This window comes from Thermococcus sp. LS1 (assembly GCF_012027395.1).
Taxonomy (GTDB): domain Archaea; phylum Methanobacteriota_B; class Thermococci; order Thermococcales; family Thermococcaceae; genus Thermococcus.
The window spans coordinates 1-15,220 of sequence record NZ_SNUJ01000001.1; the positions used below are offsets into that span (position 1 = coordinate 1).

A 15,220-nucleotide genomic window follows, 5' to 3' on the forward strand; every position below is an offset into this window, starting at 1 on the left:
CCCCTCTCGGAGGGCAGTACACCCGGGATCGCTGGCGGGCTTAACTTCCGGGGTCGAAACGAGACCGGGTGTAACCCCGCCGCTATGACCGCCGTACCGATACATACCTCCCGCGGTGCATTTATAAATCTTACGGTCGATGAAGACGGATGATGGAGAAGGAGATACTCGAACTACTGAGACTGGAGCGGATGAGGGAGCCGCTGAGCCCTAGCAGAAGGGTTAGGGAGTTCCAGATGAGACTTCAGAGAATAAAAAACGGCGAAGAGACAGAGGTAGCAGGTTTCCTGCTCGCGAGGAAGCCTCCCCACGCCCCAAGGGATGCCGCCTATTACCTCCTCTCCCCGCTCTCTCCATCGGAGCTGGAGGGTCTGGGGGAGGACGAGTTCAGGACGTACCTGATCGTTCGAGCCACAGAGAACACCAGGGTAAGCGGGGAAGTCAGGCCCGGGAGTTACGTGCTTGTCAGAGGTATCATCGACGCTTATCCCCTCGGCAACCTAAGGATGATCCACGCGAGCTCCATTGAGGGAAAAGACTACTCGGACTACTGGAAGGACTACCGCGAGTTCGCCCTCAGCAAGCGCGAGGTCGTTGAGCTTTTTGAAAGGACGATCTACGTCCGTGACGACATGAGGAAGGCCCTCATATACTCCCTCTACGGTGTCCCCTACATCCTCTGGGGAAGCGAGGCGTCCCAGTGGGGCGAGGGCTTTGAGTACACGGTCTACAAGCACAGGGAGAACATGGGACTCCTGGCCCTCTGGAAGGCCCTCAAGTACCTCCAGTCGAGCCTGCCCTGGGAGCTCAGGCTCGGAAAAGAAACCTCCCTCGAGATAATCGACCCCATGCTGGACATAGACTTTCGAACCCGCAACCCCAACAGGAGCGATATGAAATACTACACTCCCCCATCGAAGAGGGGCCTGGTTAGGATTCCGAAGTGGACTGAGAAGTACCTTATGAACAAGAGGGCGATCGGTCTCCTCCCCCAGGACGTGGAGGCAGACCCCACCGACGCACTGGCCAAGATCTCCGAGACGCCTTTTGTCCTCATGCCCTGGGAGGAGAAGCCGTACTTCGAAGAGAACAGGGAGTTCAGGCAGCTGATCCCCAACCTGCTCGTGACGATCTTCATCAACAGGGAGCGCTTTCGCTCCATGAGCCACGATGAGCTCGGCAGGCTGAGGGAGGAGCACCTAAAATGGCGTCGGTGGGGCAGGGAGGAGTACAGCGAGACTTTTGGAAAGCTGACGACGCCGAGAGGGGTGTTCCACCTCGGAATGAGGTTCTACCTCGACGCCAGGCTCTTCGGGGCCATCACAAGGTTCTACGGAAAAATCACAGACAAGGCTGCAAAGGACGTTAGGGAGATCGACGACACCATACTGAACGAATGGAACGTGGTTCTCGACGAGATTATCAGGAAACGGCCTGAAGTCATAATGAAGCTTGAGAAAGAGTACGAGCGCTACATCCCCCGTGACGTCAGGGCCCAAAAGGCCCTCCAGATTTTCCATGACCTGGCATCAACAAGCCCGAGCGGCGAGGTTACCAGGGAGGAGTTCCTGAGGGAGATGGTGAGGGGCGGCTTCAACGAGCGGGACGCCCTCGACATGATTGAAAGGTTTATAGCCACCGGCTACATTTACGAGCCATTTCCCGGAAAGCTGAGGCTGGTACGGTGATACCATGTCAAAAAAGAAGTTCATACGCCAGAGAGAGCAGCGGGAGAAGAAGAGAATAGCGAGGGAGAGAGTCGAGATTCTCTTCACACTCGCCGAGCGCGTCTTTCCCTACGAGCCTGAATTAGCCAACCGCTACGTCGAAATAGCCCTGGCCGTCCAGCAGAAGGCCAAGATAAGGATGCCAAAGAAATGGAAGAGGCGCTACTGCAAGAGATGCCACTCGTTCCTCGTTCCCGGCGTGAACGCCAGGGTTAGGCTGAGGAACAAGCGGATACCCCACGTGGTAATCAAGTGCCTCAACTGCGGGCACATCATGAGGTATCCCTACCTAAAGGAGCAGAAGGAAAAACGAAGGAAAAATGCCGAGAAAAGGGAAAGGGACTGATTTGAGCATCTGATTTAAACTCCACGTATCGAGAGTTCGTTGATGGTGGTGCCCAACGTTAAACAATGAAAGTTCAAGGCCTTCGAGGCCTCTCTCTCGGGACACTCCTTATGGCGTCCCTGCCGTTCCTGTAGGCTTCCTGGATCATACTCTTTATCTGGTTCATAAGCTGCTTTGCAACGTCGTACTGGCCGTTCTGGATGGCAACCCTGAGCTGCTCCATGAGGGCGTTGATCTGGCTTACATCAATGCCCGCCTTCTCCATAACCCGTATCTGAGCTTCAAGCTTCACAAGCTCCCTCTCGAGGGCCATCTTCTCGCTGTTCTTTATTGCTATCCTCATCTCGCCATTCGCTGCCTTGAGGCTGAACTGGGTCCTGACCTGGAGCTCGAGCATGAGCTGGTAGGCGTAGGTGTAGTTGCCAGCCTGAAGGGCCTGGTTGGCCTTCTCCATGGTCATCTCCATGACGCGAACCTGCTCCATGAGCTGAGTAGCGTTGGTGGCATTGGCTATCTCCTCAATGGCCCTGAGCCTCTCCCTGACCTGAATCATCAGCTGGAGCACGGTCTCCTTGGTAACGTTGACCTGGACTTCCTTCGCGGTGCAGTTGCACTCCTTGAGCTGCTTCCTAACCAGCTCCATGATCATTTCAGAGGCATGGGTGTGAACCATGGTCATGTTCCTTATCTGGAACCTCTCCATCAGCAGGGTGATGTTCGTGGTCTTGTTAACGTAGAGTATTATAGCCCTGTTCTGAACCGCTATCCTGAGGGCGTTCTGAATTGCCAGGCTGTCGTTTCCAGCTACCACAACGCTTCCATTGAACTTAAGGCCGAACTTGACCTGGGCTTGAGTCATGACCATGAGGTTTGTCTCGTACCTGTTCTGACCGCCCCAGCGCTCCACTGTAATACCCAGCTCCTGCAGGTCCGTAACGTACTCTTCCACCACCGCGTCGGGACCGCCTATTATTATGACCTCGTCCGGAGCGTAGCTCATTATCTCAGCAGTGACGTTCGGGTCGTAAACACCCCACGTAGTCGTCACAATGATCGCACCTGTCTCGTTGGCCAAGTACTCTGCTATACACTTATCTGCAGCGTTGTCGCTGACGAGTATCACTGTGACGCTTTCGGTGGCCGCGCTGACGCCCGTGAAGCTTACCGGCATTGCTAACATCAGCAATCCGAACAGGATTGCTAGGACTTTCTTTCCTATCATAGCACCTCACCTCAGTTATCCTTATGAAAAAAGACATATTTAAGCTTTTTTCAGGAAATCGTCCAGTTGTGTTACCCATTGTTTAGAAAAAAGCGTTGAGAGCGGGTTTTTATCCAGTAACTGTTAATAAAGGTTTCTCAATGTTTAGCTGCGTTTAAAAATCGAGGATTCACCGCCAAATCTAGAAAACGGCTGAGATGTAATAGTACCAAACCCATACTGACACAGGCTTATTTGGTTATAGCAACTGCTCGGACTGGACTGCCCGAACCTCCCCTAACCTTCAGTGGAAATGCTATGAATGTGAACTCTCTCCCCACCAAAAGCTCGAGGTTGGTAAGGTTCTCGAAGATCGGTACCTCCTCACTGAGGAGTATCCTGTGCACGGCATCATCCCCTATGCTCATGGCATCTGTTCCAACAGCTCTGGCCCCCTCCGCGACAAGGAACAGGGCAACCTCTGGTGATAGCTCCCTCCCTCCGGTGAGGAACAGAACAACCCTCCCCAGGAATCCGGAGTCAGGCACCTCTTCAAGCCCTACTAGTCCTTCACCGCTTCGGACATCGATAACGAGGCCGGGACCCATAAACTTCTCAAGGGGAAGCTCGTCAACTGTTTTCCCTCCAGGTATAAAGTGTGCCGGCGCATCGACGTGGGTTCCGCTGTGCTCACCCAGCTTTAAGACGTTCATGTAGTAGCCGTCGCGTTCTATAACTGCCCAGGGCTTTATCCGTACCTCCGGGTCTCCGGGATAAACCCGGGTCTCCTCGGAGAGGGAAAGGGACAGGTCGATTATCATGGAACCACCAATGAGCTTTTAACGTTCAAGGATTAAAACCCTGCGGTGATAACGATGGACTGCACGAAGGATTACTGCGTCAAGGACATCAACCTGGCACCCAGCGGGGAGAAGAAGATAGACTGGGTATCTCGCTTTATGCCAGTTCTCCAGAGCATAAGGGAGGATTTCGAGAAGAAGCAGCCCTTCAAGGGGGTTAGGATCGCGGCAACACTCCACCTCGAAATGAAGACGGCATTTTTACTGCTCACCCTTAAGGCAGCCGGTGCAGAGGTTTCGGCGGCAGCGAGCAACCCACTTTCAACCCAGGACGACGTTGTTGCGGCTCTGGCCAAGGCCGGCGTTAAGGTCTACGCGGTGAGGGGCGAGAGCCTGGAGGAGTACTACGAGAACATGCATAGGGCGCTGGATATTAGGCCGAACATAATAATAGACGATGGGGCAGACATGATAAGCGTCGTCCACCGCGAAAGGACGGAGCTGATAGACGAGGTTTGGGGTGCCAGTGAAGAGACTACGACCGGCGTTATAAGACTCCGCGCAATGGAGAAGGACGGCGTGCTGAGGTTCCCGATAATAGCTGTGAACGATAGCTACACCAAATATCTCTTCGACAACCGCTACGGAACGGGCCAGTCCACGTGGGATGGCATACTAAGAACTACCAACCTGCTTATAGCCGGGAAAAATGTCGTCGTTGTCGGCTACGGCTGGTGCGGAAGAGGCATAGCTATGAGAGCCCGGGGACTCGGAGCAACCGTTATCGTTGTCGAAGTTGACCCGATCAGGGTTCTCGAGGCAAGAATGGACGGCTTCATGGTCACGAACATGCTCGAGGCTGCAAAAATTGGTGACATCTTCATCACAGCAACCGGAGACATCAACTGCATTCGCAAAGAGCACTTCGAGCTCATGAAGGACGGTGTTATCCTTGCCAACGCCGGCCATTTCGACGTTGAGATAAGCAAACCCGACCTAGAGGCACTGGCTGTAGAGATAAACCAGCCGAGGCCAAATATCACCGAGTACAAGCTCGCCGATGGAAGAAGGCTCTATCTCCTCGCGGAGGGCAGACTCGTCAATCTGGCTGCAGCAGATGGCCATCCCGCTGAGATAATGGACATGAGCTTTGCTCTGCAGGCTAAGGCGGCCGAATATATCAGAAACAACCATGAGAAGCTTGAGCCTAAAGTCTATGTGCTCCCAAGAGAGATAGATGAGATGGTGGCGAGGATTAAGCTCAAGGCAATGGGCATCGAGATTGAAAAACTCACGGAGGAGCAACGTAGGTATCTCCAAAGCTGGGAGCATGGCACATAATGAAAACGTTGATTTTTGTCCATAAGACAACACAGGAGTCCTACCAATTTTTATTCATTTTTGAAAACTCTTCTGTTGTTACTTGTAACGATAAGGGCTGCTATCAATGTAAAACACGAAGAAAATCTTTTATCCATAAATCCATATCCAGTTGCGGTGATCCACATGAAGAAACTTTCAGCTATATTTGTGGTGTTAGTAGTCCTGCTGAGTCTACCAATGGTCGCCTCTGTTCAGCAGAGGCATGGCATAGATTACTCCAAGCCCCTGTACGCAGAGGACGTGAAGATAGGGCACAAGATAACCGTAGACTACATTCCAAAGGCCGGAGGATTCCGCGGCGGAAGAGGTGGAGGAACAAGCACCACAACCGCGGCAACGGGTATCCTCGGGGCCCCAGTCGAAGGAGAGAAGTACGCGATAGTTATCGGTATCGCCGATTATCCAGGAACATCGAGCGACCTTCAGTACACGGACGATGACGCCCAGCTAGTCTACGATACGCTGATTAACGTCTACGGCTTCAAGCCAGAGAACATAATCTTCCTCCTCAACATGGACGCGAGTTTCTACAACATATACAACGCCGTTATGGAGCTCAAGTCGAAGGTTCAGCCGGGAGATGAGGTTGTGTTCTACTTCAGCGGTCACGGTTCAACCGGAAGGGCCGATGATGGAGACGACGAGGTAATTGACGAAGCGATAGTCACTCACGACGGCAACCCTGACGGAAGCTTTATCCTTATATGGGACGGCCAGCTCAGAGCATGGTTCGAGGACTTCCCAACTGACAGGATAATATTCATCTTTGACAGCTGCTACTCCGGTGGAATGACTGATTTGGCCGCTGAGGGCAGGATAGTTGTCATGGCCTCTGGAGAACGGGAATTCTCACTCGAGAGCGCCGAGTGGGAGCACGGCCAGTTTACGTACTACTTCTTCCTTGAGGGCATAAACTACGGCTACGCCGATGTCTACGACCACGATGGAGACCCATCTACTCCTGACGTCACCGTCGAGGAGGCCTTTGACTATACCCTGGCCAACTGCGAGCAGCAAACACCCGTTATAGCGGACGGCTTCACCAACGATCTCCTTCCGTAAAGCGTTTTAACTCTCTCTTCTTTTCTTCTTCTGGTGATGTTATGGACTTTGAGTCCTTCAAGATTATCCCTGTTGGCAGAGTCAGGAAAGAAAACGAGAAAACTTGGCTTGAAATCTATCCCGAGTTCAGCGAAGCCGTAGAAGGGCTTCGAGAGGGAGATTGGATAAAGCTCATCCTCTGGTTCCATGAAAGTGACACCCCGGAGAAGCGAAATATTCTGAGGGTGCACCCCTACAACAATCCAGAGAACCCACTGACGGGCGTCTTTGCCACGCGCTCTCCCGTTAGGCCTAACCCCTTGGCAATTTATGCGGTCAAAATCCACAGAATAAAGGGAAACAGGTTGTACATAGACTGGATTGACGCCCACGACGGAACGCCAATAGCCGACATCAAGATACTCGTCGAGAGGCTCGATTGCCCACAGGAAATACCCATCGAGGAGTGGGAGCTCGACATCGGGAAATCTCGGCAGGTTGGAGAGGTCAACCTGATACCGAGGAAAAGCGAACACCTCGACGAGCTGGAGGAGGTTTTGCCGGAGGAGTACGACGCGCTGGTTCTTGAAATCGGGCCAAAGACCACCGTACTGACAGCGGAAGAACTCGTTGAGCTTATAGAGGCCCTAAAGGAAATTTACGAAAACCTGCCCGTGGAGATAAAGGACAGATTCAGAAGACGTGAAGGGCGCTCGCCTTGAAGCTCACATAGACTTCTTTCCCTTTCCCTATCCCCATCTCAAGCATAGAGGAACGGGTTATGAATGCCCTGAGATAAAGCTCGCCTGCCTTGAGGTGCACCCTCACGAGCGGGCCGAGCTCTTCCACCGAATCAACCACCGCTTTGAACTCGTTCCTGGCAGAGGTTCTTATCGGCTCGATGGAGAGGATTATGTCCTCTGGCCTTAAACCGACGCGTATCTTCCCGCTCGCCTCCACCGGAAGCTCAATCTCGATGCCGTTCGCCCTGAGAACCCTTCCCTCGGCCGTTCCCTCAATGATGTTCTCGAAACCGAGGAAGCGCGCAACTTCTTCGCTCGCTGGCCTTGAGAAGACCTCCCTCACGGGACCGACCTGGACAAGCCTCCCGTCGAGCATAACCCCAACCCTATCACCCAAACTTACGGCTTCCTCGAAGGAGTGGGTGACATGCAAAGCTGTGAAGCCCAGTTCTTTCTTCCAGCGCTTCATCTCCCCTATCAGCCTGGCCCTCGTCTGGACGTCGAGGTTGGCGAAGGGCTCGTCAAGGAGGAGAAGCTTGGGCTCGACCACCAACGCCCTCGCTATAGCCACCCTCTGGCTCTCGCCGCCACTAAGGGTCTTCGGCTTCCTGTGGAGGAGGTGGTCTATGCCAAGAACTTCAGCTATCCCCTTGACCTTCTTCTCGATTTCGGGCTTTGGAATCCTCCTGAGCTTCAAACCAAAGGCAATGTTATCGTAAACGCTCATGTGAGGGAAGAGGGCGTAGTTCTGAGGGATATAAGCTAAGCCCCTTCTCTCCGGCGGCCAGTTAGTTACATCGCTCCCCTCTAGGATTACCTGACCGGAATCGGGCTCTATTATGCCTGCTATGATTTCCAGCAGAACGGTCTTTCCCGCGCCGCTCGGGCCGAGGATTATGAAGTACTCCCCTGCCTTAACGTCGAAGGTTACCCCCCGGAGCTTGAACTCCTTCCAGTCTTTAGATATGGATTTAATTTCCAGCATCCGCCCTCCTCCCCACGAGCCATCTAAGTATCACGAATATAGTGAGGCTCATTACTATGAGTATGACCGAAATGGGCCTCGATGCCCTCAGCCCGTAGTTGTTAAAGTACTCCATGACCAGAACCTGGGCGGTCTTGGGGTAGTAGGCGACTATCAAAATCGCTCCGACCTCGCTTATCGCCCTCGCCCAGGTCATTATCGCGCCGCTCGCTATGGCTGGAAACGCCATTGGGAGGGCTATTGAGAAGAAGGCCCTCAGGCGGGAGGCGCCAAGGGTTCTCGCGACGTGCTCCAGCTCTTCATCCACTGCCAAAAACCCGTCGCGCGCAGCGTTTATCGCGAAGGGAGCTGAAACGAAGAGCATCGCCGCTATTATTCCGGCGTAGCTGTCAAGAATGGCGCTCGAGAAGGTTACCAGAAGCATTATACCGACGACAGAATGGGGGATAACGATTGGAACATCAACTATGGCCTGAACGAGGCTTTTACCTTTGAAGTCCTTTCTAGCCAAGACGTAGCCGAGGGGAACGCCGAAGAGGAGTGATATTAACGCGGTCGCGGTTGCCGTTAGCAGGGAGTTCTTGAGGGCCTTTATGACAAGCTCGTCATGGAGCGTCTTTACGAGCATCCCCCAGTCGGAGGCCTGCTTGAGGAAAATCACGATTAGGGGAATTGCAATGTAGAGCACTATGAAGCTCCCCATGAGGGCAAAGAACGCCACCGTGTAGTCGCGCTTCATTTTCGCCCCCCAGAAAATTTTGAAGAGGGAAATAAAAATATCATCCCTCAACCTTGACCATGTCCTTGATTTCGTCGGGCACGTTGCCGAAAGCTACCGGCGGCCATATGAAGTCCTGATAGTTCTTCTGGAATACCTCCTTACCCTTCTCGCTCAGGAGGTACTTGAGGAACTCCATCGCCAGCTCCCTGTTGGGTGCATCCTTGGGGACGGTGACGCCGTAAACGATGGGCTTTGCCTGGATAACTTTCTCTGTTGAGCCGATGTAAATTTGAACCTTGCCGTAGTAGTCTGCCATCTTGAAGTCCTTGAGGTTTATCTCGTTGGGGAGCTCGATGTACTTGAGGCCGTGCTGCTCGGCCACGCTCTTGTAGATGAAGTAGTAGTCAAGGCTTCCGGATTCGACGAGGGCGGTAAGGTCAGTCTCCTTGGGCCTTATAACAACCCTGTCATTCTTGATCTGAATCTCCTTGGGGGCCACTACGTGGGTGCCGTTGAAGTAGATGTTGGTGTTCTTCTCGACCAGGGTCTCAAAGATTGGCTTGCCATAGTAGTAATCGGCGAGCTTCATGACCATAACGCTCCTGTAACCGCAGGGATCCTGGTTCGGGTCGCTGAAGCCGAAGGAAACGTCGTCCCTTGAGAGAATCTCATACCAGTTGTCGGAGTTTATCTCGTCAGCGTACTTGCTCTTGTCGGTGAAGGCTATGACTATCTCATTGGTGGCAAAGATGACGTAGAAGTCGGTGTAGTTGGGTATCATCAGCTGGGGTATGAGGGTGTAGTCGGCAACAGCAACTATGTCGGCCTTCTTGCCGAGGTCCGTGACCTTCCTGACGGCCGCAACACTTCCGCTGGCCTCATCCTGGAAAGTTACCTTATAGCCAAGGTTCTCCTCGGCGTACTTTGCGAACTCTTCCTCTAACTGCTGGAACGGAACGCTGAGCGAGCCGGCGTGAAAGACTATCAGCGTCGCCTCCTTAGGTCCAGAGGTCGAAGTCTCAGAGCCATCGCCGCTTATACACCCCGCAGCGACCACTGAAAGGATGAGAATAGCCATTAAGAGAATGCCCTTCCACCTCATTGGAACCACCGAACTAATACCCAGAAGCGAGTATTTAAGCATTTTGAGAAAACAAACATGTTTAAGTTAACGTTTCTGTTTACGTCGGGTGACGAGTTCTTCGACCAAGTCCCGGAAATGTTGATAGAACTCGCTCTCCCTCAACTTTTCAAGAGCGCTCCAGAACTCGTCGAGATTCTTAAAGCCCGCCCGCTCGTATTCCAGTGCCTGAATCAACATTTCCAGCTTGTCGGCGAACTTAACGAGTCTGCCCTCAAGGCTGAGCCCTTCCTCGTACTCGCGCCAGAACCTGAAGTACTCCTTTGCCAGGGGTCCGGCCTTAATGAACATCTCCATTGCAGCCTTCTTCTCGGCTTTCTCCTTATCGAGGTAGTACTGGGCAGTTAGAGGAATGTCCGTTATTCTTGCCTCTGCCAGATCGTGGAGTATCGCTATCTTGAGGGCCCGCTCAACGTCTATCTCAATCCCCTTTTCCCTCAAAGAATCGGCCAAAAAAAGGGTTATCAGAGCCACGCGGTAGCTATGGTCGGCTATGCTCTCCGGATTTGAAACGCCCCTCAGAAGCCAGCCTGTTCTCGGCAGCTTCTTGAGGTTCCCGGCTTCAAAAAATAGATCAAGCATGCTCACTCCTCCGTGGTGAAAACGGCTTTTTCGGTCTCTATCGCGCTCGCCATTATGCAGTCGCCCAAGAACCTTCCGTAAACCCTCACCCACTCCCCCTTGCCCAGACATGGGCTTCCGGAGAACTCGACCCTGATGCCGGAAACTTTAAACGTGGTTCTGTATCCAGGAAGTTCCATGGGGAGGAACTCAATCAGAGGCTTGTCCTCAATAGTGCCCTCGATGACAACGTTCTTGCCCCTGAAACCGCCGGCATGGAGCTCATCAACCGTAACGATGTAATAATAATGATGACCGAGCTTGATCCTCTTGGGCATACTTCATCACCTTTATAGCCCGACTTCGAGTACTATCTGTGGGGTGAGGGTATGATAAAGGTTGCGATTATAGGGGCCGAGAACGTCGGCAAATCAACGCTCATGAACGCCCTCATTGGGGGCAAAATTTCAGAGGTGGAGAACCTTCCAGGAACCACGAAGGGAACCATAAGGCGGCGCTTCGGCAAGCTGAAGATACCGAAGAGCATGAAGAACCCGATGGGTGGGGCAGATGAGTTCGTCCTCATAGACACGGCCGGACTCTTTGATCCACAGAGGGAGTTCAGGGGGAAAGTCCTCAGTGAGGAGAAGTTCAGGGAGATCCTAGAGGAGATAATATCATCGGACATCGTCATCCACATGGTCGATGCGACGGTCGGCCTCCACAGGGGTATGGAGAAGCTCCACCACATGCTCAAGTTCAGATACGAGAAGCCGATAATAGTGGTCATCAATAAGATAGACCTTGTTCCAAGGGAGAGGGTCGAGGAGCTGAGGAGGATAATAAAGAAGCGTCTTGAGCAGGAGGCCATCCCCCTCTCGCTGGTCACCTACGAAGGCTTCAACGACCTGCTGAAGGCGTTAGCCTATTACGCCCAGTACGTCTGATCAGCACTTGCATATCTTTACCAGAACTTTTCTGTGCCTCGGCCCATCGAGTTCGACGAAGAGTATCCTCTGCCAAGTTCCAAGCAGGAGTTCTCCTTCGTCTATTGGCACGACGACCTCGGGGCTGAGGAAGAGGCTTGCCCTTATATGGGAGTGGGCGTTGCTGTCTATTGAGTCATGACCGTAGCCGGCCCCTTTGGGAACAAGTTCCTTCATCTTGGCCTTTATATCCTGGAGGAGCCTCTCCTCATTCTCATTTATGAAGAGGCCCGTCGTCGTGTGCTTAGTAAAAACAACGACGATGCCGCTCGTGACGTCGCTCCTCCAGACGAGGTGCTGAACCTCCCTTGTTATATCCACTATCTGAAACCGCTCCTTTGTAGGTACCTCGATTTCGAAGAGCATTCACCTCACCATGTGGAGGTTCTTCCGGATATCAATAAGGACTTCCTCCGGACTTTTAATATCCCCAGAGACTATGGCCCTTAAAAGGACTGCCTTCTCATAAGCCCCAACGAGTTCGCTTCTGCCTTTATCAATAACCTCCGAGCGCAGCGTGTTGTATATCTCCTCGATGGCGTCCCTGAACAGAACTTCGTCTGCGTAAACATCCTTGTCGGTTAAGAGAAGGGTTATCAGGTCGCCTATGAACTCGACTTTACTCTCCTTCCATCCGATCAGTGCTTTGAGCCGTTCCATGGCTTAACCCTCCTCGGAAGCTCACGCTCAAGCGCTTTGATGAGTATCTCCGAGACGAGTATCGAAGAGAACCTTGGATCCCTGACTTCAACGGCGGCGTCAATGGCCTTATCAACCTCACCCTTCTTGACCAGATGATGGGCTATGTCCCCCATCACTATTGAGCGAAGCCTTCTGTCCTGGATGAGTGTTCCAACTTTCATTGCCCCCTCGAGCTCCCCAACGAGGACGTAGTAGCGGGCTATCTTGGCCCAGACTTCTTCGCTTGGTGTGCTTTTCCCTATTGCCTTAACGATCTCCCAGCTCCCCTTCTCCGGCCTCTCAAGAATTCTGTTCATCATGACCTTACCAACAACCTCTGCTTCCTCTTCATTCAGGGCAGATATGAACTTGGGGAGAACATCGTGGTCTCTTTCCAGAAGTTCCAGAGCCATCTTCACGAGAAGCGACTCACTGTCTTCGAGACGTCTGATGAGCTCTACGGCCGGAACACCCTCCCCAGTGAGGGCAAAGGCGAGGGCGAGCTCCACAGTGAACTCCTCTCCAAAGCGGTCTATGAGCTCGTTGGCCACCTCCTCGAGGGAATCTATGTAATGGCCGAGAACTTCCTTGTCCTTCAGGTAGAAGGCGACCTCCTTAAAGGCCTGCCTGGCCCACTCTTTAACGCCGATTGCTCTGATGAGGGCTATCCCGTTCTCGTAGCTTCCAAGAATCATGTAGGCCTTAATCAGCTCGAGAAGGGCCTTGGAGCGGTAGGGTTCAGAATCAATATACTCCAGGGCAAGCTTACTTCTCCTGAGGCGGTAGGCGACTTTCAGCTGCTCCTTTCCAATCATCCGGGTGTTAGTGCGTATTATTTCGAGTAAAACCTCATTCCTAAGCTTCCTGTTGCTGATTTCAAGGGCATACGTCACGGCCTCACCTATTTCGCCGAGGGCAAGCATGTAAGTGGCAGCGCTCTGCATTATTAAATCCCGCTGAGGAGCCGAAAGAACGCGGGAATCCTCGAGAACCTCTTGGTATATCCTCTTGGCCGATTTGAGGCCAGCCTTGCTGAGGGAGTAGCCAACCGAGAGAAGTGCCCGGAACATTTTAACAGGCTCGTCGATTTCCTTTGCAGTCTCCATGGCCATCAAAAAGGCGGTCCTGTAGTTGTTATCCTTCGCCTTTGCCAACCTCTCGCCTATTTTAGCATAGGTAACCGATTTGATATATGGGTCTTGAATTATTTCAACAGAGGCTAGTATCTCCTTAACTAGCATATCCTTCACCCATGAGAGTAAATTACTCAGGGCTCATTTCACTAAAAATACGCGTTTGATGTTATTAAACCTAACCCTCGGAACTTTTTTAAGAGTTTGACTCCATGGAGAGACCATGTACGCAGTGATATTCGGTAAGAATCCCCGCCTCAGCGAGGCAGAGTTTCACACCTTTGCGAGGAGGTTTCATCTAAGGATTAGGTCCGTCGAGAGCGGGAGGGACTGGCTGGTCTTCGAGGCTGATCCCAACGTGGAAAGGTATTTCAGGTGGCTTGGGGGCTCGCTGAAGCTGGTTAAGATACTCGGCGAGGGAGAGGGAACTATACGGGAGTTTGAATACTCAAAGCTCTTCACGGTGAGCCTCTACGGGAAGAGCGACTGGAAGCTCTGGCGGAAGATTGGGAGCGAGATAAAGAAGGAATTCAAAGTCGAGGGTCCCTCAAAGTTCTTCAAACCTGCCAAAGTTTACGCCATGCCGGCCGAGCTCATCCTCAAGGGCTTTCCAGAAACTAAGGACTTTGTATTCCTCTTCGGCGAGAGTCTCTGGGTCGGAGAGACGATTAAGGTCACCGACCCCTTTGAGCTGAAAAAGCTTGACGTCGAGAGGCCGGTTCAGAGGCCGATACTCTCTATTCCGCCCAGACTGGCGAGGATAATGGTGAACCTGAGTGAGGTGAGAAAAGGCAACTTCCTCGACCCCTTCTGCGGCATAGGAACGATAGTCCAAGAGTTCGTCCTCCAGGGGCTTTCAGCTTACGGAAGCGACAGGGACGAGAAAGCCATTAGAGACGCCAAGAAAAACTTAGCGTGGCTGAGGAAGGAGTTCCACCTTAAGAACTCGGCCCATCTTGAAGTCTGCGATGCTAGGAAGCTGAAGAGGTGCTTCAGGACAAGGTTCGATGCCATAGTCACGGAACCCTACCTCGGCAAGCCCCTCAAGAGGAACCCGAGCAGAGGGGAGGCGATAAAGCTCGCCAACGAGCTGGACAGATTTTATTATTCGGTTTTCGAGAGCTTCAGTGAGGTTCTCAAGAGGAACGGAAGGGTTGTCTTCGTCTTCCCAGCCTACAGGCTTTCCAGCGGTGGAATATATAGAAAAGACAGGAAGTGGCTCGGGAAACTCGGCTTTGAGGTCCTGGGCAAATACACCGACTACGAGGAGAGGCACAAGCTGGTGAGGGACATCCACGTGCTGAGGTATCGGGGCTAACCGATAAGCCTCGCGTGCTCCTGCTTTATGCAGCGGTGGGCAACTGCTATAAGTCCCGCTTCTTTCGCCTTTTTGAAGGCATCCCTGTTGTAGGTTCTGAACTGGAACCAGATGACCTTGGCACCCTTCTCTATCGCCTGCTCGACGTAGTCCATCGTGAACTCCGGTCTGACGAAGAGGTCAACGATTTCAATATCATCGGGGATGTCAAGAACGCTCGGATAGCACTTCCTGCCGAGGACCTCCTCGTAGTGCGGATTCACCGGATAGACCTCGTAGCCATGTTCAAGCAGATAGCGCATGACGTCGTTCGCATCGCGCTCTGGCTTCGGGGAAGCCCCAACGAGGGCTATCTTCCGGTACTTGGCAAGTATCTCCTTAATGTCATCATCAGTCAGTCTGTCGACGGGCATTACCCTTACCATACCATCACCATAGGAAGTTTGGAAGCCA

The 15,220-nt window shown here is 52.7% G+C and carries 18 protein-coding genes and 1 other annotated feature; of the genes, 7 read left to right on the forward strand and 11 right to left on the reverse strand.

The annotated features are described in order from the left end of the window. Positions 1–8: 8 nt before the first annotated feature. Positions 9–96 (reverse strand) — a sequence feature (5S ribosomal RNA rRNA prediction is too short). 53 nt (positions 97–149) lie between these two features. Next, positions 150–1,688 carry a hypothetical protein gene (locus E3E26_RS00005; protein WP_240911608.1) on the forward strand — a complete coding sequence of 513 codons (1,539 nt, stop codon included), beginning with the start codon at positions 150–152 and terminating at the stop codon, positions 1,686–1,688. A 4-nt stretch (positions 1,689–1,692) separates the two neighbouring features. After that, positions 1,693–2,073: a ribonuclease P protein component 4 gene (locus E3E26_RS00010; protein ID WP_167899386.1), complete on the forward strand. Its 381-nt coding sequence runs from the start codon at positions 1,693–1,695 to the stop codon at positions 2,071–2,073. A gap of 73 nt (positions 2,074–2,146) precedes the next feature. On the opposite strand, the gene E3E26_RS00015 is transcribed toward E3E26_RS00010, so the two are convergent. After that, complete coding sequence (locus E3E26_RS00015; RefSeq protein WP_167899387.1) at positions 2,147–3,295, reverse strand: cell wall-binding repeat-containing protein; 1,149 nt, start codon at positions 3,293–3,295, stop codon at positions 2,147–2,149. 230 nt (positions 3,296–3,525) lie between these two features. Continuing rightward, entirely contained in the window at positions 3,526–4,095 is a 570-nt protein-coding gene (locus E3E26_RS00020) for a cyclase family protein (protein ID WP_167899388.1), read from the reverse strand. 54 nt (positions 4,096–4,149) lie between these two features. On the opposite strand from E3E26_RS00020, the gene E3E26_RS00025 reads away from it, so the two are divergent. The 3 genes from E3E26_RS00025 (at position 4,150) to tsaA (ending at position 7,220) form a co-directional block, all read left to right on the forward strand. Continuing rightward, positions 4,150–5,415, forward strand: a complete 1,266-nt coding sequence (locus tag E3E26_RS00025) for an adenosylhomocysteinase (RefSeq protein ID WP_167900042.1) — start codon at positions 4,150–4,152, stop codon at positions 5,413–5,415. Between the two features lie 165 nt (positions 5,416–5,580). Then, positions 5,581–6,519, forward strand: coding sequence for a caspase family protein (locus tag E3E26_RS00030; RefSeq protein WP_167900043.1), 939 nt, complete (start codon positions 5,581–5,583; stop codon positions 6,517–6,519). Between the two features lie 41 nt (positions 6,520–6,560). After that, positions 6,561–7,220 (forward strand): tRNA (N6-threonylcarbamoyladenosine(37)-N6)-methyltransferase TrmO, encoded by a 660-nt coding sequence (tsaA, locus tag E3E26_RS00035; protein WP_167899389.1) that lies wholly within the window; start codon positions 6,561–6,563, stop codon positions 7,218–7,220. On the opposite strand, the gene wtpC is transcribed toward tsaA, so the two are convergent. The 5 genes from wtpC to E3E26_RS00060 all read right to left on the reverse strand — a co-directional run bounded on the left by wtpC (position 7,192) and on the right by E3E26_RS00060 (position 10,987). After that, the gene (gene wtpC, locus E3E26_RS00040; RefSeq protein WP_167899390.1) at positions 7,192–8,226 is read right to left on the reverse strand and encodes a tungstate ABC transporter ATP-binding protein WtpC; all 1,035 of its coding nucleotides are present in this window, start codon (positions 8,224–8,226) and stop codon (positions 7,192–7,194) included. The two genes, tsaA and wtpC, sit on opposite strands and share 29 nt — an antisense overlap. Beyond that, entirely contained in the window at positions 8,213–8,965 is a 753-nt protein-coding gene (wtpB, locus tag E3E26_RS00045) for a tungstate ABC transporter permease WtpB (protein ID WP_167899391.1), read from the reverse strand. Before wtpB ends, wtpC begins: the two co-directional genes overlap by 14 nt. Positions 8,966–9,005: 40 nt before the next feature. Then, positions 9,006–10,049 (reverse strand): tungstate ABC transporter substrate-binding protein WtpA, encoded by a 1,044-nt coding sequence (wtpA, locus tag E3E26_RS00050; RefSeq protein ID WP_167900044.1) that lies wholly within the window; start codon positions 10,047–10,049, stop codon positions 9,006–9,008. Positions 10,050–10,115: 66 nt separating this feature from the next. After that, a complete protein-coding gene (locus E3E26_RS00055) occupies positions 10,116–10,670 on the reverse strand; it encodes an HD family hydrolase (protein WP_167899392.1) in 555 nt (184 codons plus the stop codon). A 2-nt stretch (positions 10,671–10,672) separates the two neighbouring features. Then, on the reverse strand, positions 10,673–10,987 hold the full coding sequence (locus E3E26_RS00060) for a GTP-binding protein (protein ID WP_167899393.1): 315 nt from the start codon (positions 10,985–10,987) through the stop codon (positions 10,673–10,675). A 51-nt stretch (positions 10,988–11,038) separates the two neighbouring features. Between E3E26_RS00060 and E3E26_RS00065 the strand changes: the two genes are divergently transcribed. After that, a complete protein-coding gene (locus E3E26_RS00065; protein WP_167899394.1) occupies positions 11,039–11,596 on the forward strand; it encodes an Era-like GTP-binding protein in 558 nt (185 codons plus the stop codon). Here E3E26_RS00065 and E3E26_RS00070 read toward each other — a convergent pair whose 3' ends face one another. From E3E26_RS00070 to E3E26_RS00080, 3 genes are read right to left on the reverse strand one after another with little or no spacing between them, the layout of a single operon-like run. Continuing rightward, positions 11,597–12,001, reverse strand: a complete 405-nt coding sequence (locus tag E3E26_RS00070) for a secondary thiamine-phosphate synthase enzyme YjbQ (RefSeq protein ID WP_167899395.1) — start codon at positions 11,999–12,001, stop codon at positions 11,597–11,599. It lies immediately after the preceding gene. After that, complete coding sequence (locus E3E26_RS00075; protein ID WP_167899396.1) at positions 12,002–12,295, reverse strand: hypothetical protein; 294 nt, start codon at positions 12,293–12,295, stop codon at positions 12,002–12,004. After that, positions 12,274–13,557: a prenyltransferase gene (locus E3E26_RS00080; RefSeq protein WP_167899397.1), complete on the reverse strand. Its 1,284-nt coding sequence runs from the start codon at positions 13,555–13,557 to the stop codon at positions 12,274–12,276. The genes E3E26_RS00075 and E3E26_RS00080 overlap by 22 nt, the downstream gene beginning before the upstream one ends. Positions 13,558–13,672: 115 nt before the next feature. Between E3E26_RS00080 and E3E26_RS00085 the strand changes: the two genes are divergently transcribed. Further along, entirely contained in the window at positions 13,673–14,767 is a 1,095-nt protein-coding gene (locus E3E26_RS00085; protein ID WP_167899398.1) for a TRM11 family methyltransferase, read from the forward strand. On the opposite strand, the gene E3E26_RS00090 is transcribed toward E3E26_RS00085, so the two are convergent. Further along, on the reverse strand, positions 14,764–15,192 hold the full coding sequence (locus E3E26_RS00090; RefSeq protein WP_167899399.1) for a CoA-binding protein: 429 nt from the start codon (positions 15,190–15,192) through the stop codon (positions 14,764–14,766). The genes E3E26_RS00085 and E3E26_RS00090 overlap by 4 nt on opposite strands. Between the last annotated feature and the right edge of the window lie 28 nt (positions 15,193–15,220).

Bases quoted from the DNA above. Each gene is read 5' to 3' on its own strand.
- wtpB (WP_167899391.1), bottom strand. From the start codon at position 8,965: ATGAAGCGCGACTACACGGTGGCGTTCTTTGCCCTCATGGGGAGCTTC.
- E3E26_RS00060 (WP_167899393.1), bottom strand. From the start codon at position 10,987: ATGCCCAAGAGGATCAAGCTCGGTCATCATTATTATTACATCGTTACG.
- wtpC (WP_167899390.1), bottom strand. From the start codon at position 8,226: ATGCTGGAAATTAAATCCATATCTAAAGACTGGAAGGAGTTCAAGCTC.
- wtpA (WP_167900044.1), bottom strand. From the start codon at position 10,049: ATGAGGTGGAAGGGCATTCTCTTAATGGCTATTCTCATCCTTTCAGTG.
- E3E26_RS00055 (WP_167899392.1), bottom strand. From the start codon at position 10,670: ATGCTTGATCTATTTTTTGAAGCCGGGAACCTCAAGAAGCTGCCGAGA.
- E3E26_RS00025 (WP_167900042.1), top strand. From the start codon at position 4,150: ATGGACTGCACGAAGGATTACTGCGTCAAGGACATCAACCTGGCACCC.
- E3E26_RS00075 (WP_167899396.1), bottom strand. From the start codon at position 12,295: ATGGAACGGCTCAAAGCACTGATCGGATGGAAGGAGAGTAAAGTCGAG.
- E3E26_RS00015 (WP_167899387.1), bottom strand. From the start codon at position 3,295: ATGATAGGAAAGAAAGTCCTAGCAATCCTGTTCGGATTGCTGATGTTA.
- E3E26_RS00085 (WP_167899398.1), top strand. From the start codon at position 13,673: ATGTACGCAGTGATATTCGGTAAGAATCCCCGCCTCAGCGAGGCAGAG.
- E3E26_RS00080 (WP_167899397.1), bottom strand. From the start codon at position 13,557: ATGCTAGTTAAGGAGATACTAGCCTCTGTTGAAATAATTCAAGACCCA.
- E3E26_RS00070 (WP_167899395.1), bottom strand. From the start codon at position 12,001: ATGCTCTTCGAAATCGAGGTACCTACAAAGGAGCGGTTTCAGATAGTG.
- E3E26_RS00030 (WP_167900043.1), top strand. From the start codon at position 5,581: ATGAAGAAACTTTCAGCTATATTTGTGGTGTTAGTAGTCCTGCTGAGT.
- E3E26_RS00065 (WP_167899394.1), top strand. From the start codon at position 11,039: ATGATAAAGGTTGCGATTATAGGGGCCGAGAACGTCGGCAAATCAACG.
- E3E26_RS00090 (WP_167899399.1), bottom strand. From the start codon at position 15,192: ATGGTAAGGGTAATGCCCGTCGACAGACTGACTGATGATGACATTAAG.
- tsaA (WP_167899389.1), top strand. From the start codon at position 6,561: ATGGACTTTGAGTCCTTCAAGATTATCCCTGTTGGCAGAGTCAGGAAA.
- E3E26_RS00005 (WP_240911608.1), top strand. From the start codon at position 150: ATGATGGAGAAGGAGATACTCGAACTACTGAGACTGGAGCGGATGAGG.
- E3E26_RS00020 (WP_167899388.1), bottom strand. From the start codon at position 4,095: ATGATAATCGACCTGTCCCTTTCCCTCTCCGAGGAGACCCGGGTTTAT.
- E3E26_RS00010 (WP_167899386.1), top strand. From the start codon at position 1,693: ATGTCAAAAAAGAAGTTCATACGCCAGAGAGAGCAGCGGGAGAAGAAG.